This window comes from Pantoea sp. PSNIH1, from assembly GCF_007680655.1.
Lineage (GTDB): Bacteria > Pseudomonadota > Gammaproteobacteria > Enterobacterales > Enterobacteriaceae > Pantoea > Pantoea eucrina.
This window is the reverse complement of the sequence record NZ_VEIP01000002.1, coordinates 247726-270082: the sequence shown is the minus strand read 5'-3', so window position 1 is coordinate 270082 and position 22357 is coordinate 247726. Positions and strand designations below refer to the sequence as shown.

At 58.1% G+C, this 22357-nt stretch carries 22 protein-coding genes and 3 tRNA genes; 12 read left to right on the top strand and 13 right to left on the bottom strand.

Translation table 11 applies throughout. From position 1 onward, the window contains the following. Positions 1-28: 28 nt before the first annotated feature. The gene (radA, locus tag FS690_RS08840) at positions 29-1411 is read right to left on the bottom strand and encodes a DNA repair protein RadA (protein ID WP_039382437.1); all 1383 of its coding nucleotides are present in this window, start codon (positions 1409-1411) and stop codon (positions 29-31) included. 13 nt (positions 1412-1424) lie between these two features. Beyond that, positions 1425-2402: a phosphoserine phosphatase gene (serB, locus tag FS690_RS08835; RefSeq protein WP_039382434.1), complete on the bottom strand. Its 978-nt coding sequence runs from the start codon at positions 2400-2402 to the stop codon at positions 1425-1427. A 107-nt stretch (positions 2403-2509) separates the two neighbouring features. Between serB and FS690_RS08830 the strand changes: the two genes are divergently transcribed. Beyond that, complete coding sequence (locus tag FS690_RS08830) at positions 2510-3181, top strand: YtjB family periplasmic protein (RefSeq protein WP_039385704.1); 672 nt, start codon at positions 2510-2512, stop codon at positions 3179-3181. An 88-nt stretch (positions 3182-3269) separates the two neighbouring features. On the opposite strand, the gene yjjG is transcribed toward FS690_RS08830, so the two are convergent. From yjjG to FS690_RS08815, 3 genes are read right to left on the bottom strand one after another with little or no spacing between them, the layout of a single operon-like run. Next, positions 3270-3950 carry a pyrimidine 5'-nucleotidase gene (gene yjjG, locus FS690_RS08825; protein ID WP_145339439.1) on the bottom strand — a complete coding sequence of 227 codons (681 nt, stop codon included), beginning with the start codon at positions 3948-3950 and terminating at the stop codon, positions 3270-3272. A 19-nt stretch (positions 3951-3969) separates the two neighbouring features. Continuing rightward, positions 3970-4410 (bottom strand): ribosomal protein S18-alanine N-acetyltransferase, encoded by a 441-nt coding sequence (gene rimI, locus FS690_RS08820; RefSeq protein WP_039382428.1) that lies wholly within the window; start codon positions 4408-4410, stop codon positions 3970-3972. Then, positions 4382-4792 (bottom strand): DNA polymerase III subunit psi, encoded by a 411-nt coding sequence (locus FS690_RS08815; protein ID WP_145339437.1) that lies wholly within the window; start codon positions 4790-4792, stop codon positions 4382-4384. Before FS690_RS08815 ends, rimI begins: the two co-directional genes overlap by 29 nt. A gap of 106 nt (positions 4793-4898) precedes the next feature. On the opposite strand from FS690_RS08815, the gene rsmC reads away from it, so the two are divergent. The 4 genes from rsmC (at position 4899) to FS690_RS08795 (ending at position 6382) form a co-directional block, all read left to right on the top strand. Continuing rightward, positions 4899-5930, top strand: a complete 1032-nt coding sequence (rsmC, locus tag FS690_RS08810) for a 16S rRNA (guanine(1207)-N(2))-methyltransferase RsmC (RefSeq protein WP_145339435.1) — start codon at positions 4899-4901, stop codon at positions 5928-5930. Between the two features lie 133 nt (positions 5931-6063). Beyond that, a tRNA-Leu gene (locus tag FS690_RS08805) sits at positions 6064-6150 on the top strand. A gap of 31 nt (positions 6151-6181) precedes the next feature. Then, positions 6182-6268, top strand: a tRNA-Leu gene (locus FS690_RS08800). 27 nt (positions 6269-6295) lie between these two features. Then, positions 6296-6382, top strand: a tRNA-Leu gene (locus FS690_RS08795). A 90-nt stretch (positions 6383-6472) separates the two neighbouring features. Here the strand turns inward: FS690_RS08795 and FS690_RS08790 are convergent. Next, complete coding sequence (locus FS690_RS08790; protein WP_071669150.1) at positions 6473-6757, bottom strand: DUF1435 domain-containing protein; 285 nt, start codon at positions 6755-6757, stop codon at positions 6473-6475. A gap of 216 nt (positions 6758-6973) precedes the next feature. Between FS690_RS08790 and FS690_RS08785 the strand changes: the two genes are divergently transcribed. The 3 genes from FS690_RS08785 (at position 6974) to FS690_RS08775 (ending at position 9526) form a co-directional block, all read left to right on the top strand. After that, the gene (locus tag FS690_RS08785) at positions 6974-8068 is read left to right on the top strand and encodes a GGDEF domain-containing protein (RefSeq protein WP_108569977.1); all 1095 of its coding nucleotides are present in this window, start codon (positions 6974-6976) and stop codon (positions 8066-8068) included. A gap of 107 nt (positions 8069-8175) precedes the next feature. Then, entirely contained in the window at positions 8176-8970 is a 795-nt protein-coding gene (fhuF, locus tag FS690_RS08780; RefSeq protein WP_108569976.1) for a siderophore-iron reductase FhuF, read from the top strand. Positions 8971-9061: 91 nt separating this feature from the next. Continuing rightward, positions 9062-9526, top strand: coding sequence for a YbaK/EbsC family protein (locus FS690_RS08775; RefSeq protein ID WP_071669106.1), 465 nt, complete (start codon positions 9062-9064; stop codon positions 9524-9526). A gap of 35 nt (positions 9527-9561) precedes the next feature. Here the strand turns inward: FS690_RS08775 and FS690_RS08770 are convergent, their stop codons facing one another. The 4 genes from FS690_RS08770 to FS690_RS08755 all read right to left on the bottom strand — a co-directional run bounded on the left by FS690_RS08770 (position 9562) and on the right by FS690_RS08755 (position 14507). Then, a complete protein-coding gene (locus FS690_RS08770) occupies positions 9562-10551 on the bottom strand; it encodes a nucleoside hydrolase (RefSeq protein WP_071669107.1) in 990 nt (329 codons plus the stop codon). A gap of 21 nt (positions 10552-10572) precedes the next feature. Beyond that, a complete protein-coding gene (locus tag FS690_RS08765; RefSeq protein WP_108570010.1) occupies positions 10573-11586 on the bottom strand; it encodes a LacI family DNA-binding transcriptional regulator in 1014 nt (337 codons plus the stop codon). Positions 11587-11662: 76 nt separating this feature from the next. Beyond that, a complete protein-coding gene (locus tag FS690_RS08760; protein WP_094110700.1) occupies positions 11663-13051 on the bottom strand; it encodes an MFS transporter in 1389 nt (462 codons plus the stop codon). 505 nt (positions 13052-13556) lie between these two features. Continuing rightward, positions 13557-14507: a WD40 repeat domain-containing protein gene (locus tag FS690_RS08755; protein ID WP_145339433.1), complete on the bottom strand. Its 951-nt coding sequence runs from the start codon at positions 14505-14507 to the stop codon at positions 13557-13559. A gap of 415 nt (positions 14508-14922) precedes the next feature. Here FS690_RS08755 and FS690_RS08750 point away from each other — a divergent pair, with 415 nt between their 5' ends. Then, complete coding sequence (locus FS690_RS08750) at positions 14923-15942, top strand: glycosyltransferase family 32 protein (RefSeq protein WP_145339431.1); 1020 nt, start codon at positions 14923-14925, stop codon at positions 15940-15942. Here the strand turns inward: FS690_RS08750 and FS690_RS08745 are convergent. Beyond that, on the bottom strand, positions 15916-16827 hold the full coding sequence (locus FS690_RS08745; protein WP_145339429.1) for a LysR family transcriptional regulator: 912 nt from the start codon (positions 16825-16827) through the stop codon (positions 15916-15918). The two genes, FS690_RS08750 and FS690_RS08745, sit on opposite strands and share 27 nt — an antisense overlap. Positions 16828-16955: 128 nt before the next feature. Here FS690_RS08745 and FS690_RS08740 point away from each other — a divergent pair, with 128 nt between their 5' ends. Continuing rightward, positions 16956-17345 (top strand): tautomerase family protein, encoded by a 390-nt coding sequence (locus FS690_RS08740; protein WP_071669111.1) that lies wholly within the window; start codon positions 16956-16958, stop codon positions 17343-17345. A gap of 191 nt (positions 17346-17536) precedes the next feature. After that, positions 17537-19825 (top strand): phosphatidylglycerol--membrane-oligosaccharide glycerophosphotransferase, encoded by a 2289-nt coding sequence (gene opgB, locus FS690_RS08735; RefSeq protein WP_370512303.1) that lies wholly within the window; start codon positions 17537-17539, stop codon positions 19823-19825. Between the two features lie 8 nt (positions 19826-19833). On the opposite strand, the gene FS690_RS08730 is transcribed toward opgB, so the two are convergent. Together FS690_RS08730 and FS690_RS08725 are read right to left on the bottom strand one after the other, a co-directional pair. Next, positions 19834-20547 carry a GNAT family N-acetyltransferase gene (locus tag FS690_RS08730; protein ID WP_094110696.1) on the bottom strand — a complete coding sequence of 238 codons (714 nt, stop codon included), beginning with the start codon at positions 20545-20547 and terminating at the stop codon, positions 19834-19836. Positions 20548-20599: 52 nt separating this feature from the next. Further along, positions 20600-21097 (bottom strand): RcnB family protein, encoded by a 498-nt coding sequence (locus FS690_RS08725; protein WP_071669113.1) that lies wholly within the window; start codon positions 21095-21097, stop codon positions 20600-20602. A gap of 226 nt (positions 21098-21323) precedes the next feature. Between FS690_RS08725 and FS690_RS08720 the strand changes: the two genes are divergently transcribed. Then, positions 21324-22004 (top strand): YecA family protein, encoded by a 681-nt coding sequence (locus tag FS690_RS08720; RefSeq protein WP_108569972.1) that lies wholly within the window; start codon positions 21324-21326, stop codon positions 22002-22004. Positions 22005-22357: the final 353 nt, after the last annotated feature.

Genomic DNA, 22357 nt, shown 5'->3' with positions numbered 1-22357 from the left:
CGGCGGCATTTATGCCGCCCTGGCGAAATTACAGCTCATCCAGAATGGCCAGCGCATCTGCCAGCTTCTTCGCGCTGTAAACCTTCATGCCATCAATGGTTTTCTTCGGCGCGTTGCCAGCCGGCACGATGGCGCGCTTAAAGCCGTGCTTGGCTGCTTCAGAGATACGCTCCTGGCCACTCGGTACCGGCCGGATCTCACCTGCCAGCCCGACTTCACCAAAGATCACCACATCCTGCGGCAGAGGGCGATCGCGCAGGCTGGAGACCATCGCCAGCAGCAGCGCCAGATCGGCACTGGTTTCCGTGACTTTTACGCCGCCTACCACGTTAACAAACACATCCTGATCCGCCATTTGCAGGCCGCCATGACGATGCAGTACCGCCAGTAAAATCGCCAGACGGTTCTGCTCCAGCCCTACCGCTACGCGGCGCGGATTGCCCATCATCGAGTGATCCACCAGCGCCTGGATCTCAACCAGCAGCGGCCGGGTACCTTCCCACACCACCATCACCGAACTGCCTGAAGTGATCTCATCGCCGCGCGACAGGAAAATAGCTGAAGGGTTGCTGACCTCACGCATTCCCTGCTCCGTCATGGCGAATACGCCCAGCTCATTCACCGCACCAAAACGGTTTTTATGGCTGCGCAGCGTGCGAAAGCGCGAGTCGGCATCGCCATCCAGCAGCACCGAGCAGTCGATACAGTGCTCCAGCACTTTCGGACCTGCCAGCGAGCCATCTTTGGTGACGTGGCCGACCATGATAATCGCCACGCCGCGCGTCTTGGCAAAACGCGTCAGATAGGCGGCGGTCTCCCGCACCTGCGCCACGCTGCCGGGAGAAGACTGAATATCCGCCATGTGCATCACCTGAATGGAGTCGATAACCATCAGCTTCGGCTCTTCCTGCTCGGCAATCAGGCAGATCTGCTCAATACTGGTTTCCGACAGCATATTCAGGTTGTCCGTGGGCAGTCCCAGCCGGTGCGCGCGCATCGCCACCTGCTGCAGCGACTCCTCGCCGGTGACATAGAGCGTCTTCATGCTCTCCGCCAGCTTGCACATAACCTGCAGCAGCAGCGTCGATTTACCGGCACCGGGGCTGCCGCCAATCAGGATAGCGCTGCCCGGAACCACTCCACCGCCCAGGACGCGATCAAACTCTTTAAAGGTGGTGGTGAAGCGCGGCAGCGCCTCAAGGCTAATCTCCGAAAGCTTCTGCACCCGGCTGCTGCCGGCGTTACCCGCATAGCCGCTCAGGCGCTCATTGCGCGCAGCGGCAGGTGAGGCAGCAATACGCACCTCGGTGATGGTGTTCCAGGCGTGGCAGGCGCTGCATTGCCCCTGCCAGCGCGGATAGTCTGCGCCGCATTCGTTGCACACGAAGGCGCGTTTTGCCGCTTTGGCCAAATCAGTTCCTCAGTTAACGCTCTTCATGAATCAGGCTGCCGGTCAGGATGCAGAACACCCCCATCAGGTCAGCGTGACGGATAGTGACTTCCGTCTGCTCATTCACTTTAGGTTTAGCATGATAGGCAATACCCAGTGCTGCACGCTTAATCATCGGCAGATCGTTGGCGCCATCGCCCACCGCTACCGTCTGCTGCGGTGCGATATCAAAACGCTGTGCCAGCTGATGCAGGGTATCCGCTTTATATTGCGCATCGACAATCTGTCCGATCACCTCGCCGGTGAGTTTACCGTCGCGCATCTCCAGCTCATTGGCGACGGCCGCCGCCAGATGCAAGGTCTGACGCAGGTGATCCGCATAAAAGGTAAAACCGCCAGACGCAATCGCAACCTGCCAGCCGAGCGCCTGCAGCTTATGCACCAGCGTGGTCAGGCCCGGCATCAGCGGCAGAGTGTCGCGCACCTGTTTAAGGATAGCGGCATCGGCGCCAGCCAGCTGCGCCACGCGCTCACGCAGGCTGGCTTTAAAGTCGAGTTCACCGCGCATCGCCCGTTCGGTGACCTCAGCCACCTGCTCACCGCAGCCCGCCAGCCTGGCGATCTCATCAATGCATTCGATCTGAATCGCCGTGGAATCCATATCCATCACCAGCAGCCCTGGCGTTTTCAGATGCGGGATTTTGCCCAGCGGCGCCACGTCAAACCCGGCGTCATGTGCCAGCCGGGTGGCGCGCGGCGTCAGCGAACCTGCCAGCCGGATCACCTGGTATTCGTCAACGTTCCATGCGCTGACAATCACCATGGCGGCCCCCAGCTGATGCTGATAATCGGTCAGCTGCTGTTTATCGAGTCCGCGCCCATACAGCAGCCAGCCCGTGCGGCCGGCACGGTAGTCCAGCGGCATAACTTCATCACCGCTCAGGGAGAGGGGTAAACCCGGCCAGAGAGAGACATCGGCGGGCAGATCGCACCAGGTAAGACGATTTGGCATTACAGCTCCTGTAGGGACAACAAAACCACGCAAGAGGCTACCTTGTCTGCGCGGGTTCTGGCAACATAATTGCCAGCCTTTCTGCTGCTATGTCACATGGGTTTCTGATGGTTAAAACTGCACTGAAATTTCGCCTGCATCGCACGGTGATTGTTCTTATCTCTCTGGCGCTGCTGGTGGTGCTGATGCAGGGCGCCTCATGGTTCAGCCTGGGTCATCAGATGGCGCGTTCTGAGCAGGTTGAAGAGCTGGCCCATACCCTCACCCGCCAGGTGGCGTTCAGCCTGAAGCCCCTGATGGATAACAGCGATGATAACCGCACGCAGATTGCCGCTATTCTCGATCAGATGACGGATAACAGCCGCATCCTTGATGCCTCCGTCTATGCCGACGATGGCAGCCTGGTGGCACACAGCGGTGAAACCATCAACGTACGCGATCGTCTGGCGCTGGATGGCAAACGCGCCGGCAGCTACTTCAATCATCAGATTGTGCAGCCGCTGGAAGGCAAAGAGGGGCCACAGGGTTTCCTGCGCGTGACGCTGGACACGCACGTTCTGGTTACCGAATCACGTCAGGTAGATAACACCACCAATATTCTGCGCCTGATGATGCTGCTGGCGCTGGCGATTGGCATCATTCTGACCCGTACTCTGCTGCGCGATCGCCGCACCCGCTGGCAGCAGTCGCCCTTCCTGCTTACCGCCAGCCGCGCGGTGAAAGAAGATAAAGAGGAAGAGCCGGCAGAAACACCCGACGCGCAGGAAAAGACGCGCTAAGCGCCAGCCTGAGCCGCGGGCTGTTCAGAAAGATACAAAAAAACCAGGCCGCTGCTTCTGCCTGGTTTTCGGTTTTTAACGGCGCGCTTTAAGCGGTAAGAATAGCCTGAAGCTGAGCGAGGTTCTTCACCTGAAAATCAGGAGTAATATCCGCAGGCAACGGGCGCGTGCCGTGATCGATCCAGCAGGTTTTAAGACCCGCATTCATTCCCCCGAGAATATCAGACTCGGGCGTATCGCCGACCATCAGTACGCGCTGTGGCGCCGGATTGCCGAGCAGCTCCAGCGTATGGGCAAAGATTTTTGCGTCCGGCTTGGGGACACCGACCTGCTCTGAAATCACCAGCGCATCGAACATATCGTGAAAGCCCGTGCGCTCCAGCCGCGCCTGCTGCAGGGCCGTAAAGCCGTTGGTGACAATCGCCATTTTGACGCGGCCTTTAAGACTCTTTAGCAGTTCAGGCGCGCCTTCCAGCGGCAGGCAGATCTCCGCCATCGCATTGAGGAAATCACTGTTCAGGATATCCGGTTCTACGCTGAGCTTCTCTCCCCAGAGCGTAAAGCGCTGCGTCTGCAGCTGTGCGGCGGTGATGGTGCCGTTCTGGTAATCTACCCATAAAGGCTTATTGATCGCCTGATAATCGGCGTAATCGCGATCGCTGAACTGCACGTCGTAGCGGGTAAACATGCGCTGCAGTCCGGCAAAGGCATCGAAATGAAACAGTGTTTCGTCAGCATCAAACAGGATGCAGTCCCAGTCGTTTAACATGGTGCTCCTTAATCAGCGGTCAAAGTGTCAGCGCCATAATGATGGCGTCTTCCCGTCCGCCTGCGGTGGGGTAGTAATTGGGGCGCACGCTGACCTGGTGAAAATCGAGCTGCTCATACAGGGCAATCGCCGCGCGATTTGAGGCGCGCACCTCCAGCCAGAGGGTCAGCACATCGCGCTGCTCCAGTTCGCCGATCAGCGTCTGCAATAGCTGACGCGCATAGCCGCGGCGCTGAAAGTCGGGATCAACGGCGATGTTAAACAGCGACGCTTCATCCAGCACAACCTGCGTAATAGCAAAGCCGGCAAGGCGTCCGTCACTGTGCAGCCCGAAGTTGAGAAAGCGTTCCCCCTGATTGCTGGCGAAGGTCTGTTCACTCCAGGGAAAAGCGTGCGCCCGGCGTTCAATGGCGAGCTGCTGCGGCCGATCGTCAGCCGTGATGAGCGAGATAGTGGTCATGGTTACACATCTGTTGCCACAGCGCGCGCCTGGCTGCGCCGCTGCTGATCAGTTCATTAAGGACGGCGCTGGTGAATACCACACCGTTAAAGGTGTGCCCGCTCTCCACGCCCAGCAGCCAGCCGGGACAGGCTACCTGCTCTGGCAGCATCGGCAGCTGCTCCGGCGTCAGCGTCATCACCTGCGCGGGCGGAATATCCAGCGCCCGCAGCACGTCCCGTATCAGAGGCTCATCCAGTGCCGGCGGGTGTTCCGCTACCAGCAGCAGGCGCGTATCGGGTGCCAGCCTGACGGCGATCTCCCCTTGCAGCACGCGCGGACGCCGCAGCTGATACTGCGTAATCCCCATCTGCTGCAGAAGCCAGTCGCGTCTTGTACTCATGCTGTTTTCCGCTATGCCGTAAGTAATGCGCGCTATGCTAGCAAACCCGTCGAACATGCGCCAACAAAGCACTATAATCCCCGCTCTGATTTAACAGGAGCGTTCCATGTCTGCTTTTACCCCGGCCAGTGAAGTTATTCTGCGCCACAGTGATGAATTTACCACCCGCCACGTGCTGTTTGCGGGTGACCTGCAGGATGACCTGCCCGCCCAGCTGGAAACCGCGCTCAGCCGCGTTCACACCCAGCAGTATCATCACTGGCAGAACCTGAGCCATCGGCTGGGCGATCGCGCCGTATACAGCCTTGTGGCCAGCGCGGCCGATGTGACAGACTGCACCACCCTGATTTACTTCTGGCCCAAAAATAAGCCGGAAGCGCAGTTCCAGCTGCAAAATCTGCTCGCATTACTCCCTGTCGGCAGCGATATCTTTGTCGTAGGCGAAAACCGCAGCGGCGTGCGCAGCGCCGAAGGCATGCTGGAGCAGTGGGTAACGCTGGAGAAAATTGACAGCGCGCGTCGTTGCGGCCTCTATCATGGCCAGCTGACGCAGCAGCCTGAGTTTGATGCCAGCCAGTTCGGCAATATCTACCAGCTGGACGAGATGACCATCCATACGCTGCCGGGCGTATTCAGCCGCGATGGCCTGGATATTGGCAGCGATCTGCTGCTGTCGACCCTGACGCCGCACACCAAAGGAAAAGTGCTGGATCTCGGATGCGGCAGCGGTGTCTTAGCCACCGCGCTGGCACAGCACTCCCCGAAAGTGCGGCTGTGGCTGTGTGATGTGCACGCTGCTGCCATTGAAGCGAGCAAAGCCACGCTGGCGGCAAACGGGCTGGAAGGCGAGGTGTTTGCCAGCAACGTCTTTAGCGACGTTACCGGACGTTTCGATCTGATCATCTCTAATCCGCCGTTCCATGACGGCATGCAGACCAGCCTTGATGCGGCCAACAGCCTTATCCGCGGCGCGGTGAAGCATCTGAACAGCGGCGGCGAACTGCGTATTGTGGCGAATGCTTTCCTGCCTTATCCGCAGATACTGGACGAAACCTTCGGCAGCCACGAAGTGCTGGCGCAGACCGGCCGCTTTAAGGTTTACCGTGCGGTTTATGGTCGTGGCGCGCGCGGACGCTAAGCGCCTGATGCGGCGATAAAGCGTTGCTTTTTCCAGCAGTCGGTTTATCGCCGTAAAATATCTGTTGACGCATTGCATAAAACCTCTAGAATGCGCCTCCGTGGTTAGCAATACTGTAAAGTGTTGCCGGTATGCGAAGGTGGCGGAATTGGTAGACGCGCTAGCTTCAGGTGTTAGTGTCCTAACGGACGTGAGGGTTCAAGTCCCTCTCTTCGCACCAATAATCACAGAGTTTATATCGCGTGCACTGCGCGAAGGTGGCGGAATTGGTAGACGCGCTAGCTTCAGGTGTTAGTGTTCTTACGGACGTGAGGGTTCAAGTCCCTCTCTTCGCACCATGCGGTGATATAAACAGACAACACGATGCGAAGGTGGCGGAATTGGTAGACGCGCTAGCTTCAGGTGTTAGTGTTCTTACGGACGTGAGGGTTCAAGTCCCTCTCTTCGCACCACTGTTGTCACCTCTCTCCCGTCAGTTAATTCCCTGAATGTTACTCTCCTGCTTATCACGCGCTGCGTGATGTTGCTGTTTCTGCACGCTGCTAACCCAGATGAAAATTCACTGACGCTGCCGTGATGCCGCCCGCCAGCGCGACACAGGATGGCAGCAATATATAGTGGCGCAGCCGCTGGTGAAACAGCATAACCAGCGTCAGCAGAAGCATAACAATCATGATCGCCCGCCACTGCGCATAGCCCGGTTCCCATAACGCAAACAGCGGCATAGCGGTACAGGGCAGCAGAATACCCCAGCCACTATCCAGGCGCTTACCCATTATCCAGCTCACACCCCACAAGCCGCAGGCAGCCAGCATTGCTGCGATCATCATTACGCCCCTTAATGATAAGAATTACCATTATCATATGACAACCATTCTCATTCTGCAGCGAATTTTTCACCGCATGACAGAAATACTGGAAAATGCTAAATTGCCGCCGATAACACACCTGATAACAACATGAAACGTGCTGACTATCCGCATAGCAGAATTAACGCTGCCGGGTAGCGCTTTGATATTTCAGGGCTGTCACGGGTAATAATAATGAAATTAAACGCTTACGATGAACTGAAACAGAGCAAATATCGGCTTTCGCTGATGCTGTTTTTGTTTCTTAATATCGCCGTTTCACTTTTTTGCCTGCTGCCCTGCCTGAACGTTCAGATACCGGTATTTACCCTGCCTGCGGTGCTGGTCGCGGGTTTCAGCACCACGCTGCTGCTGCTTTGTCTGATAATGCCCGGCCTGCGCTTTCCCGTATTAACGCCGGTCGCGCTGCTGCTCGGGCTGCTGTGGGCGTGGCATATTAATCAGAAATATCATCTGATTTCGGCGTTTGATAGCAGCTATTTAATTATCAGCTTACTTAGCGTCTTTTTTATCAGCGCTATCGCGCTGAGCGACTATTTAACGGCATTCTGCCTGCATATTCTGCCGCCGGTGCTGACCGTGCTGCTGCTGGATAACGGACAGCACCTGACCACTATTCTGTTTACTATTACGCTGCCGCTGATTGGATTTTCCCTGCTGCATTTGATGCGCCGGCGTTTTGACCATTTTACCCGGCAGCTGATTGGCCAGCTGTATGAAGAGAAGCAGAGCTTCAGCGCGCTCAGCATGCTCGATCCGCTGACCGGCCTCTATAACCGGCGCGGGCTGCAGAACCGGCTGGAAACCATTCTCGAGAACCATGCCGGCAGCCACTTTATCCTGCTGCTGGATATCGATCACTTTAAAGCCTATAACGACAATTACGGACATGCGATGGGCGACCAGGCGCTGAAGCGCGTATCGGCCGCGATCCGTGACGCCGTCCGCTCGCGCGATGTGGTCACCCGCTATGGTGGCGAAGAGTTTCTGGTACTGCTGACCAATGTCAACGCGTCAATCGCCATGAAGCTCGCCGAGCGCATCCGGCAGTCGGTGCTGGAACTGGAGATCCCCCATCGTTCTAATACCGCGGTATCGACTCACGTCACCGTCAGCGCCGGCATCGCGCCGATGGCTGCGCACGATTTTGAGCGGGCCGTCGCCAACGCTGACCGTGCGCTCTATGTCGCCAAAAACCGCGGGCGCAATACCATTCTGGCCTGGGAGGCGCTGCCGGCACGCCGGCAGGCGATTAGCGAGCCGCACTAAAGTGATAAATACAACGCTATAGCAATCTTATGCTGCTGCTATCTTGCTCACTCAATCAGGAACGATTATCATTTGTTTTTCGTTTCCCGTTATCATTCAGGATTGGCATGGCTACGATTACGCGTCAGGCGCACCGCTTCAGTGAGCAGTCCCCGATCTTCATGCAGCGCGATCGCACGCTGGTACGCGCGCTGCAGGAGCTGATCCATGAGCAGTGCAGCGACCGTCAGGCTTATGTCAGACTGGGAGAAACCGCACCGGAAGGCGCTTTGACGCTGGCTGAATGGTCGGCACCGGAGCACTTTCAGTCTCTGACGCAGCGCTACGGTGACTATCTTTATCGCAGCCATCCTGATACGCCGCGGGAGGCGAAGCCGCTGCAGTCACTCTGGGCGCAGTGGTACTTCGGCCTGCTGGTGCCCACGCTGATGATGGCGCTGCTGCATGAGCCGCGTGCCCTCAACTGCTCACCTGAATATATCCGCGCTGAGTTTCACGAAAATGGCCATCCCGCCACCTTCTGGCTGGATGTACAGGAGGATGAGCCCGCGCGATTTCTCTCTGCCCCGCAGCGTATGGCGCGCCTGATCCAGACCTGCCTGCAGCCCGCCGTGGAAGGCATGACGCAGCACGGCGACATCAATGCGCGCCTTATCTGGAACAACATGGGATACCTGATCTACTGGTTTCTGGGTGAACTCCGCGCGCAGCTGCCCGCCGCGCTGATCGACCAGCTGGAAGAGATGCTGTTTTTCACGCCGTCGCTGCCGGACGGCAGCGATAACCCGCTTTACCGCACCATGATTATGCGCCACGGGACAATGGAGCGGCGCAGCTGCTGTCAGCGCTATCGTATTCCTGACGTCGAGCGCTGCGGTAACTGTACACTGAAAGCGCAATAAGCACGCGCGCGCCGTAAATTCTCCTTTTCTCTCGTTTACACTTTTTTCGCCTTGTGGCAGCGTTCAGGTTCAGTTTTTACCGGAGAACAACATGAGCCTGGAGTCGGTACAGCAGTTCTTTGCTGAGCATGCGCCGGATATCGAAATTATTGAAACGCCTGAAAGCACGGCCACCGTGGCGCTGGCGGCACGCGTTCACGGCGTCTCACCGGGGCAGATTGCCAAAACGCTGTCGCTGAAAGTGAAAGAGCAGGTGGTGCTGATTGTTACCCGCGGCGACGCGCGTCTGGATAACCGCAAACTGAAAGCCGCCCTGGGCGCTAAAGCGCGCATGCTGAGCGTCGATGAAGTGGTGAACTGGACCGGCCATCCGGTCGGCGGCGTCTCTCCTTTTGGCCTGGAAAACCCGCTGACCGTGTACTGCGATATCTCTCTGCGCAGCTTTGATGAGGTGCTGCCTGCCGCGGGCTCGGTGCGCAGCGCGGTACGCATCTCACCGCTGAGAATGGCGGAGCTGACCCATGCCACCTGGATCGACGTCTGTGAAGCGCTTTGAGGGCGCGGATATTATCGCGCCGCCGCTGTCACGTTTCAGAGCCGGGTCGGCAAACGGGTAAAAGCCTGTTCTAGCATATCCAGCAGCAGCGCATTATCAACGTGCTGGATGACATGCACCAGCGCCCCGGTTTCCGGCGGGATCCCCACATCGAGCCGCAGCGGTGGACGGTAACGCCAGCTCTTGCCGCGCGTTGCACCGGGACGCAGCTCGATATCCACGTAATAATCGGCGCCTTCCGCCACGCGCTGGTTCAGCAGCCAGGCGACCACCAGCGCATCATGGATCCAGCAGCCTGGCAGCCGCCGGGTCCGCATTGAGTAGTCGATCCAGGGGCCCAGCGTCTCGCGGATAAACTGCGTCAGCGGATGCGGTTGCGCCGTGATGCGTGCGAGATCGTCGCGGGTCAGCAGCGTCTGCGTGGTGGCGTCCATCGGCACCAGGGTGATGGTAGCACCGCTGTGCAGTACCTGATGTGCCGCCTCCGGATCGAGACCAAAATTGGTATCTTTGATGTAGTCATCAAGCGCAAAGACGCCGCCCATGATCACAATCTCCGCTACCGCTTCAGCCATCTGCGGATAACGCTGCAGCGCCTGCGCCACATTCGTCAGCGGCCCGATAGCGACCAGGGTAAACTCTCCCGGGTTATCGCAGATCAGCTGGCCCATCACGCCGGCAGCGTCATTGCCGTCCGCCGCCATCACCGCTGGCTGACGCACGCCCTGCCACAGCGCGGCCAGCGCCGGGTCGGCCAGATTATCCAGACGCGCCCGCCACGGCAGCGGATCTTCGCGCAGCGCCTGCAGCGCCCCCTGCACCACCGGAATATTCAGCCCGAGACGTTTCAGCAAATCTTTTGCCACGCGCGCGCCCGTCGCGCTGGGCGTGTTACCGGTGACCGTGGTAATCAGTTCCGGCGACAGCGCGGGTGATGCCAGTGCCAGCGCAATCGCCAGTCCGTCATCGGTATTTGCACCTGCGATGCCATTCCCCGGATCGCAATCAATAATCACTCTTTTCATAATGTTTTATCGTTATTGTATTTAAGGCTGCAGGCAGCCACAGGATTCGCCGGTTTCGATGTAGTGCGGCAGCTCGGCCATCACCCCCTCCTCCGGCTGGTTTTTCAGCATAGCAATAGCGCGCTGCGCCAGCTCAGACAGCGGCTGTCGCACCGTGGTCAGCGAAGGCACATGAAACGCGGCCTGCGTGGTACCGTTGAAACAGACCAGCGCCACATCCTGCGGCACGCGGATCCCCTGCTCGGCAAACGCGCGAATACAGCCAATGGCCTGGCCTTCGTTACTGGCAAACAGCGCACGCGGTACGCGACCGCTGGCGATCATGCGCTGCGCCGCGTCGTAGCCGCCCTGCCGCGAGTAATCCGCCGGGAAAATCAGGCTTTCATCCACGGGCAGCCCCCGCTCCTGCATCGCATCACGCCAGCCCTGAATACGATCCTGAGCGTTAAACATCGCCGGCGGGCCGCTGATCATGCCCACCTGCTGATAACCGTGACTCAGCAGATGCCGGGTGACATCACAGGCCGCCAGCCGCTCGTTCATGCTCAGCACGCTGACGCCGGGGCGCGGGGTAATGCGATCCAGCATCAGCAGCGGCGTTCCGCTCGCCTGCACCACGTCAATATAGGGATGACGATCGACGCTGTTATAAAACAGTCCGTCGATCTGACGGTTAAGCATGCCCTGAATCAACTCCAGCTCACGCTGACGATCGTCACCGGCATCACCCAGCAGCATGATATGGCCGTGGTTAAGCGACTCCTGCAGCAGGACATGCGCCATGGAAGCAACAAACGGGTTCGCAATGTTCGGCACAATCAGACCAAAAGTTTTGGTGGTGCCGGAGGCCAGCGCGCGCGCTACGGCGTTAGGCCGGTAGCCCGTCTGCTTAATGGCAGCCAGCACCCGCTGACGGGTCGCTTCCGCCACCGGGCGCGGCCCGTTGTTGATCACATAGCTGACCACGGCTACCGAGGTGCCTGCGACGCGGGCGACATCGGTACGGGTTACATTTCCGCCGGGAGATTTTGCCAAATTAGCCTCAATATAAATGCCGCTGGCCGGATTCACCGGCCAGCGTTATGTCAATGGTACTGCCTGCAGCTGCGCGTCAGATGGCATCCTCCGGCAGATTAAGGTCGCGACCGCGCGTTTCCGGTGCGACAAACGTCGTCAGAAATCCGATAGTGGCCATCGCGCTAAAGTAAACGGCGATGGGCCACCAGTGGCCGGTCCATGAGAGCAGCGCTGCCGCCACCAGCGGCGCCGTGCCGCCAGAAAGAATCGACCCCAGCTCTTTTGCCACTGCCATTTTGGTATAGCGATGCTTTACGCCAAACATCTCGACGCCCCAGGCCGCCTGTACGCCAAATATCCCCAGCGAAGCGAGCGCCATTCCTGTAACGATAACAGCAATAATAATTGTCGGATCGCGGCTATCCATCAGGCTGAAGGCGGGCCACGCATAGATCATCAGCAGCAGGCAGAAACCACGATAGGTAATGCGGCGACCAAAACGATCGGAGAGCCAGCCCGCAAACGGAATAATCAGGAAGCCCAGCAGCGAGGCGATAAATACCGCCGTGGTCGGTACCGACTTATCCAGCATCAGCACTTTTGCGACATAGCCGACGATAAAGCCCTGAGCCAGGTAAGAGGGACCATTTTCACCGATGCGCAGACCCACCATGGTCCAGAACGCCCGGGTTCGCTGCCAGACGCTGCGGCTGTCAGTTTCAATGTGCGCCCGGGAGAGCGTCTCGCTGCGCTGCGCCTGCAGTTCAGCCTGCTGACGCTCAAACACCGGCGTTTCGCGCAAATGGCGGCGGATCCAGAGCGCCACTACGGCGATCAGGACGCTGCTCAGAAAAGGAATACGCCAGCCCCAGGCCAGCAGACTCTCTTTATCCATCTGGATCACCGCCAGCCAGACCAGAGAGGCGATCAGCGTGCCGCTGTTTGAGCCCAGCGCGATCACGGAAGAGACGAGGCCGCGTCGTTCAACCGGGGCATACTCGCCCAGCATAACGGTGCCGCCAGAGAGCTCCGCCCCCGCTCCCAGTCCCTGCGTAAAACGCAGCAGTACCAGACAGGCAGGTGCCCAGAGTCCGATTGTTGCATAAGACGGGATCAGGCCAATCAGCGTGGTTGAGGCGCCCATCAGGATAATCGTACTAATCATCACGACTTTGCGCCCTTTGCGATCGCCAATCCAGCCAAACAGCAGCGCGCCTATCGGACGGGCGATAAAGCCGACTGACCAGGTGGCAAAGCTCGAGAGCAGCGCCATAGCGGGTGTCGCTTCCGGAAAAAAGATGTCGCCAAAGATGATACCTGCCGCCAGGCCATACAGCGCAAAGTCGGCATACTCCATCGCCGTACCGAGCCAGCAGGAGAAGGTTGCGCGCCAGAAATCTTTGCGGCCAGCGGGAGTTTGCAGCCGTTCATCAGCCGCGGTGAGGTGAGGTGAGTGCTGTGCAGTGGGATGATGTTCCGTCATAACCCTTTCTCTTAGTGAAGTGAAAACAGTAAACGCCCTTCCATGGGTCTGTTCCCTTGCTTAAGCAAGCAGAACGTCCCGGTGACGACGTTCGACAGGCAAATCCTGAAAGATCAGTAAGGAATTCCCTGGTGTTGGAATTCATCTCTCTGCTGCGTTTCGCCGGTGTTTAATTCACCGATCGTATTAGCACAGCAAATGTAACATGTTCATTTCAGGGCCGTAGCCGCGTCTGGCACCGTGAGTTATCACTGGGGAGACAGTCTATCTACGCGCGTAGATAAATCAAGCGGCAAAACGAAAATTAGTTAGATTATTTTGACTATCCTCCCTGATTAATACCAAAAAAATACGAGAATTCAGGTAATTGCATGCGTTTTAATTAAGCAAAAGCCGTATTAAAACGCAGCAACGGGTATCCGTAATTTATCAATAGCTGCGCAGTGCCTGCTGACGCGCCGCCTTTATGCCACCTGCAGATGACAATGAAATGACAGCGGCTGCCTCAGCTCAGCGTAAAATAACTTAACGCCTCACAGCCTGTGCCCGCCTGCGGCGTGGCTATCACCTTTCGTTGCGCCAGATCGATAACGCTTAACGACCCATCGCCTTCGTTGGCGATAAGCAGCGTGCGGTTATCTTCACTGAAACAGCCATCTCCTGGCTGGCACCCTACGCGCAGAGTACCTGAGGGATTTAGCAGATCGTCAAACAGCGTAATCAGTGATTCATCATGCCCGATCGCAACCAGCCGTTCGCCACTGGCACTGAACCGCACAACCTGGCAGGGCTGCTGGTGGCCGGCCAGCGTAATGCGCTGCCGGACCCGGTGGCTCTGTCGATCGATCACGTAAAGCAGCGGTGCGTCGGCGGCGCTGGCGACCAGATAAGGATGTCTGGGCGAGGCAGCAATACCGGCTATCGGACCAGGCAGCAGAATGTTATCAATGACGCGGCCTTCTGCCTCACATAAATCGATTACTGTGATGCTGGCGTCCTCTTCATTTTCCGTAAACAGCTTGCGTCCGCTGGGAGAGAGCGTCAGCCGGTGCGCTTTATGTGAAGGCAGCGGTATGGTTTTCTCTACGCGATCGGTGTGCGGATCGATGACCGCAACCGCCGCGCTGTTTTCACAGCAGAGATAGACTTTGCCGTCACGCCCCAGCTGTCCGCTGTGCGGCGACTGCAGTGGCGTAAGGTCGATAAAGCCGCTGATCCGGCGCTGACGCAGATCGATAACAGCGACTTTATGCCCGGGATAAGGATTAGCGCCGTGCACGCCGCTGCCATAGAGCGGGACATAGGCTTTTTCCAGTGCGGGCAGCATCAGCAGCTCGTGCGGGCGCGGCGGAAACGCATTCAGCTCCTGCTCAACGGCAAAGCTTTCCGGATGCAGAAACAGCACCCGATTCCCCTGTTTATCAACGGCTATCAGACCGCGGGCAGATGACTGCATAATCACTCCTTAAACAGAAGGCCTGACTAAAGCGTAGCTAAGCTGCATGACGAAGGTGAATTTCGCTCTGATACCAGACTAAAATCCAGCAGGGATAAACGTTCATTTCTCACCACAATTTTCACATTCCCGCACTTCAGGCTGCACGCAGAGAACGATCTTAGGATTAATCCTGGCGGGAAAAAATAAACTGTGAAATTCGTCACGCTGTTATTTTGTTAAATTTTTATTGTTAACGGCAGCTTCATTTTCCGCTTTATCTGAAAGAGAAAAAAAGTATTAGCGCAATCGCAAAGAATGTTTTATTAAGCTCATTGTAATACTTTTACACACAGCCCCCGTAAGGAAACATAAGAGCGCCTAAGGCGCCAGCATCAGGGACTCCTTGCCCATAATCACAATAATCAGGTGCATCATGTCAAAAAAACGTCTTCAGCCGGCGCGCGCGCTCTGGCACAACTGGAAAAGAATAGCGTTTACCGGTCAGTCATTACTGCAGAAAAAACAGCATAATGCGCTCTGCGCGCCGGAGTATGATCCCAGCGAAGAGGACAATATCGTGTTACTTTCTGGTGAGAAGACGTTGCCAGAGATCCCGAAAAAAGTATGGCTGTACTGGGATACAGAATATTTACCAAAATCGTTACAGGCGAATATTGCTAAAATACGCCGCGATAATCCTGACCACAGCGTTCACCTGTTAAATAAATATTCTGTAAAAGAAGTCCTGCCCGATTTTATATTTACCTCAGCGCAATTAACGGCGCAGCAGAAAAGCGAAGTGATCAGGCTTGAGCTGCTATTACGCTACGGCGGCATCGCTATCGACTGCGCTGCGCTGCTGTTTGAAGATCTGAGCTGGGTACACAGCGCCCATCAGGAACGTCCGATGGATGTGATCGGCTATTATTGCGAACGCTCAACGCTGAATTATCTCGCCCCTGTTATTGAGAACTGGTTCCTTGCTGCTGCGCCAAATAATCCTTTTATTCGCGAATGGCAGAAGCAGTATGCGCCCATCAAGCATCAGGGTGAGCAGAGCTTCTTTAACGAAATGCGAAAGCGTGATGACTTTTCGCTGCTGACGCAGAGAATCGCTGAACCGGCACAGCAGCCGGGCGCGCTGGCGCAGCAGGCGGCCATGCGCGAATACCGCCGCGTTAATCTCTTTCTGCGTAAATGCGAAGCCAGCGCCTTTTACTATCAGCGCCTGAACAACTGGAAAAGCGACGCCTTTACGCATGCCATTCTGTTTCATCAGCGCCCGCATACGCCGCCGCCGGTTATTAAGCTGGATGGCCACGCACAGCTGCATCTCGATTTTAACCTGCGTCTGGGGAACTACAACCGCAGCAGCCTGCTGGGCGCCATGATGCAGCCTGTCGCCCCGCTGAGCGTGGCGCTGCCCTCACCCGTCAATAAAGCGAGCGCGTAGCCAGTGAATAAAGGTCGTCACCGCACGCGGCACCTGTGCCGCGTAAGGGCGCACCACCCAGAGGCGGTCGGCAAAGGCGTCGATTGCCTGCCACGATGAGAGTACCGGCTGCAGCGCGCCGCTTTCCAGCGCTGCGCGGGCGCTGAAATCGGGCAGCATGGCAATGCCTGCCCCCTGCAGCGCGGCGTCCCGAATCGACTCGCTGTTATTGGTGGCGAAATTTCCCTGAATTTTTACCGTCAGCGTTTCGCCGCCCTGATGCGACTGAAAGCGCCACTGCGGCGCATCGGGACCACGCGGATACCACAGGCAGTTATGCTGAAGCAGCGCGTCCGGCGTCTGCGGCACGCCGTGCTGTGCCAGATATGCGGGCGAAGCCACCAGCAGCGCGCGCGTGGCGCACAGAGGCAGCGCGACGTGCGTTTCCGGCAGCGACTGACTGTGGCGGATAGCGAGATCAAACCCCTCCCCGCCGAGTGACACCAGGCGGTCGGTCACATCCAGCTGCAGGCGCACCTGCGGATATTCCCGCAGAAAGTCACCAATAATCGGCACCAGCTGCTGCCGGGCAAACGCCACCGGCGCGCTGATGCGTACCTGTCCGCGTACCGGCCCCGCTTCATCACGCACGCGATACACGCTTTCCGCTATCCGGGTAAAGGGTTCACGCAGCTCGCCAGCCAGCTGCTCACCGGCTGACGTCAGCCGCACGCTGCGCGTGGTGCGCTGAACCAGAGCAACCCCGGTCAGCGCTTCCAGCTCTTTAATTTTCTGACTCACTGCCGCTTTACTGACATCCAGCCGCTCAGCGGCGCGGGTAAAACTGCCCTGCTCCGCCAGTACCGTCAGCCAGTAAAGATGTGTCCAGAGCGCTTCGGTTTTCATCGCCTTACCCGCCATTGTTCAAAATAGTGAACAATCATTTTATCGCAGACGCTTTTTCTTTGCGCGTACAGCGGGCAGCATAGCCTCACATAACGCGGCTTTAACGCCACTACTGCGAGGGTTTACCGATGCCACTACTCACTTTTGATCTGATTCAGGGCCGCTCTGAGGCTGAAGTTCGTACACTGCTGGATGCCGCCCATCGCGCCGTCCTGACTGCATTCGGCGTGCCTGAGCGCGACCGCTACCAGATTGTTCATGAAAATAAAGCTTATCAGATGGTTTTCCAGGATACCGGACTGGGCTTTTCGCGCACGGATAATCTGGTGATGGTGCGGGTTTACACCAGCCCGCGCAGTGAGGCGCAAAAAAGCTGTTTTATGGCAGAGCTGGCGCGCGAGCTGCGTGAAAGCTGCGGCGTGCAGGGCCACGATCTGATGATAAGTTTTATCACCAACAGCAAAGGTGACTGGAGCTTTGCGCACGGTGAAGCGCAGTATCTTACCGGTGCGTTATAAGCCACAGTCTGCCTGATACGCTACCGCCGCCGCGCTTATCATCCCGCCTGGCGGCACGATTCCGAATGTACCGCACAAATCCCGCCGGACAGGTTGCAGCCCGGTGACAGCCAATATAGATTGACGCAAAACCCCTGAGAGGGCGCGCGGCCGCTGGCGCTGCGCTATTCATCTATCGTGAGGATTTGCCGTTGGCATTGCTTTCAATCGTGCTGTTTCTGACCGCCATCATCATTTACGCCTCTAAAGCCGGACGCAATACGTTCTGGTTCAGCCTGATGCTGCTGCTGCTGACGCTGTTTATTGTGCTGAATGCAACGCTGTTCGCCAGCAACTATTTTACCGGTGACGGCATCAATGATGCGGTGATCTACACGCTGACCAACAGCCTGACCGGCGCCGGCGTCAGTAAATATGTGGTGCCCGCTATCGGGCTGATTATTGTGCTGTTTCTGCTGTTCTGCTTTCTTTCATGGATTTTGCGCCGCCATAAACGTCCGCATCATCTCGGCTGGAGCCTGCTGGCGGTCGCCTGCGCCGCCGGCTCGGTGCAGACCACGCCGGCGTTTCGTCAGGTTAAAGATCTGATTGCGTCGCACGCGCACGCGGGCGACTCCGATTTCGCCACCTGGTACATCACGCCGCAGAACCGTATTGAACAGCCCGCGCTCAACCTGGTCTATATCTACGGCGAGAGCCTGGAGCGCACCTATTTAAATCAGCAGGCTTTTCCCGACCTGGCGCCGGAGCTGAGCCGCGAGCAGGCGCAGAGCCTGGATTTCAGCAATACCGCGCAGCTGCCCGGCACCGACTATACCATTGCCGGCATGGTCGCCTCACAGTGCGGTATCCCGCTGTTTGCGCCTTTTGACGGTAACGCCTCAGCCGCGCTCTCCAGCTTCTATCCGCAGAGTCTCTGCCTCGGCGATATTCTCAAAAACAGCGGCTATGAGAACTGGTTTATTCAGGGCGCCGATCTGCGCTTTGCCGGCAAAGATACTTTTCTGCTTTCGCACGGCTTCGCCGCATCGAATCTCTATGGCGCGCAGGAGCTGAAAAGCCGCGTGGCCGATCCCGACTACCGCAACAACTGGGGCTTTTACGACGACACCGTGCTGGACGAGGTGTTTGAGAAGTATGCTGAACTGTCGCAGCAGAACAAACGTTTTGCCCTGTTTACCCTGACGGTGGATACCCATCATCCTGATGGCTTTATCTCCCGCAGCTGCCAGCGTAAAAGCTATCAGTATGAGGGCAAAATGAACCAGTCATTCAGCGCCGTCGCCTGTTCACAGGAGCACGTGGCGCGGCTGATTGAGCGTATTAAAGCTTCGCCGTGGTTTAAAAACACCGTCATCGTCGTCAGCTCCGATCATCTGGCGATGAACAATACCGCCCACCCCTATCTGACGAAGCTGCCGCGCCGCGATCTCTTTATGGTCATTCGCGGCGATCGGCCGCAGGCGGAGGTGCGCGATGCGCCACGCAGCACGCTGGATAACGGCGCCACGGTGCTTGAGATCCTCGGCGGTGACAAGGCGCTGGGACTTGGCCGCAGTTCACTCTCTACGCCGTCGCTCTCCACGCAGTTTGACGACATGGCGAAAAAGGTCAGCAGCTGGAAAGCTGATATTGTGCAGCTGTGGAATTTTCCGGCCAGCATGAAAGAGTTCACCATCGACCAGCAGAAGAATACCTTTACCTTCTCCGGCGCCACGTTCCGCCTGCCGATCCTGTTCCGGCTGGGCAATAAGCAGGTTGAACCACTGCCGGAGGGAGAGTATGCCGCGCCGCTGCGCTATCAGCTGGCCGATTTTGCCGCGAGCGACAAATTTGTCTGGGCCGACCGCTGCTTCAAAATGGCGCGACTCTGGAAGCCGGAGCTGGCGCTCTCGACCGATCTCTGCCTGGCGATGGGCCAGATGGGCGGCCAGCCCAGCGTGGTGCGTATCGATCAGCCGCTCTGGCACGGCAAAACGCACTTTCCGCCGCTGCGCGTCAGCCCGGAAACCTGGCGGCTCAACCAGCAGCAGATCCGCATTGAGGATAATGACATTCGCTACGATGCCGACAGCTTTGTGCTGAACGTGCCGGGCGCTCCGCACAGCATCCGGCGCTTTAGCGGCATCTCGCGCCCGGAGAGCTGGGGGCGCTGGTCCAATGCCAATCTGGCTCCGGAGGTGAATATTGAGTATGCCGAACCGCTGCCGTCGCGGTTCGATCTGGTGATCACCGCGCGCGCGTTTGGTGCCAATGCGCAGCAGCCGATTCCGGTACGCGTAGGCAGCGAGGAGCAGGTTCTGCGGCTGGACGATAGCTTCTCCACCACCACGCTGCACTTCAGCAATCGCGACGGCAGCCATAATCTGGTGATTGTGCCACCGGCGCCGCAGCTGTCGAATCAGGACAATATTGTGGGTCAGGCGCCGCGCAAGCTCGGCATTGGCATGGCGGAGATCCGCATCGTGCCACGCCCCTGAGAGCGGGCTCAGTCGCGCGGGCGCAGCGTCTCCAGCCGCTCCCGCTGCGCACCATCGGCGCTGAAATTATCCGGCGCCAGCCAGCGCTCAAAGGCGAGCTTTAATACCGGCCAGTCGCCATCGATAACAGAGAACCAGCAGGTATCGCGGCTGCGGCCTTTATACACCATTGCCTGACGGAACACGCCCTCGGGCTGAAAACCGAGCCGCAGCGCCGCCTGGCGCGAAGGCTGATTGCAGCTGTCGCATTTCCATTCGTAGCGGCGATAGCCGAGCTGGTCAAACGCATACGCCATCAGCAGAAAGTGCGCCTCAGTAGCCATGCGGGTACGCTGCAGCAGCGGTGAAAACACCACATATCCCACTTCCATTACGCCGTGCTGCGGCTCGATACGCATCAGCGCGAGTGTACCCACCGCCTGCCCGCGCTGCAGATCGATCACGGCAAAATGCAGGTAATCGGGATTGTGCTGGCAGGCGGCGGCGAACGTCAGCCACTCACGCTGCGATGCCGGACGCTCCACGGGCAGCCAGGTCCAGCTGCTATCGTCCGCGGCGTGCGCATGCGCGGCGCTGAGATCGGACGCGTGGCGTGACGCATCCAGCGGCTCAAGGCGGCAGTAACGCCCCTGAAGCGTGACGCGCTCCGGACGCGGACGCGGCTGCCAGTCAGGCAACGCACTACCCGTCGGCTGGCCAAACTCATTAACGGTCGGGGCCATCTTTTCTGCCTCTGAAATAAAACAGGCGGACCCGGTGGCCCGCCTGCTGGCGTTATCCTTTAAAGAAGATGTCGCCCGATTTGCCCATCACGATTTTGCCGCTGTCATCGGTGATCTGAATATAGTTGGCGTTGATGTAAGCCCAGTGTGCACCAGCCTGCGGAGCGGGCAGATGACGCGCCTGCCAGTCAGTGATGGTGTACTCTTTTTTGCGATACTCTTCCGGTACCACATCGCCGACCTTGTGCTCTTTGTAGTCGATAATGATGGTGTGCAGATTGTAGTTGTTGGCGGCGGAAGGCTGCTCGCCGGTGCCGTTGTTAGACGGGCGAACCGGCGCGTCGTCGCCTGATGCAGCAGGTGCCTGAGCGGCTGGCGCATCGGCGTCTGGCACCGGCGCGGCGTCAGGGGCCTGCACATCCGGCTGCTCTACCTGAGGCGGCATCGGCACGCTATTGGTCTGCTCATCCGCTGCCAGTGCAGCTGGCGTCAGGCTGAGCGCGCCCAGAAACAGGCCGGCAGATAAAAGGGTTACGTGTGTCCTGCGCATTGGTGATTCCCACTCTGATTAATAGTCTGATGTCCATTTACTGACAAGCGCACCGGGCCAATGGTTCCCGCTGCCGTGCGGCGCTCGTCGCGTCATGCCACAGCATACCTCAGCCTGGCCCGATTCAGGCGCGCTAAAATTGCAAATAATCGTGATAATGCCGCTATAATCGCGCCATGAGATGCGGGCCTGGCCCGTACAGAATATTACGTGCAGGAGAGAACCGATGAATCAGGGGCCGTTAACGGAAAAAGAGCTGAACTGGCTGGATGATATGCTGGAGAAGTATGGCAATGCGCACTCCGTGGTAGATACGGCCGAGCTGGATGGGATGCTGACCGCCCTGCTCTCCGGCCCGAATGATATTGAACCCAGCGAGTGGCTGGTGGCAATGTGGGGCGGCCAGAAGCATATCCCTAAATGGGCTAATGAGCGCGAGATGGATCGCTTTATGACGCTGACCTTTCAGCACCTGAACGATATTGCTGAGCGTCTGGCCGAGTTTCCGGAGCAGTTTGACCCGCTGTTTGGCCTGCAGGAGATGGAGGGCCAGGAGTTTACCGTGGTCGAAGACTGGTGTTACGGCTATATGCGCGGCGTTGCGCTGGACGCCGACTGGTCACAGCTGCCTGAACCGCTGCAGCCGCAGCTACAGGCGATTGCCCTGCACGGCAGCGAAGAGCAGCGTGAAGCGCGCGAGGCGCTCGATCCGGACGCGTTCGAAGCGAGCATGGAGGCGATCCGCCCGGCGGCGCTGGAACTGCACGAATACTGGCAGGCCGAGCGCATGGCCCAGCCCGATCCCGAGCCACAGCTGCCGTTCTTTGCCGGTGACAAAACCGGACGCAACGATCCCTGCCCGTGCGGCAGCGGCAAAAAATATAAGCAGTGCTGCCTGAATAAATAACCTGCGTTGGGTCGCATAATATCGCGCCCAATCCACCCCGGGCGCATAAATGCGGCCTCTATGGACATCTCGCTCCATCTTACCCCGGGTCGCATAAATGCGCCCCCTACATTGGTATCCCCAGGGGCGCCATTCATGGCGCCCTGGCCACACCGCGCCTAATCCAACCCGGGTCGCATAAATGCGACCCCTGCGGGTATCGCGCTCAATCCACCCCGGGCCGCATTAATGCGGCCCCTACGGGTATCGCGCTCCATTTTATCTCGGGTCGCATAAATGCGACCCCTACATTGGTATCCGTAGGGGCGCCATTCATGGCGCCCTGGCCACATCGCGCACCTGACCCATATAAA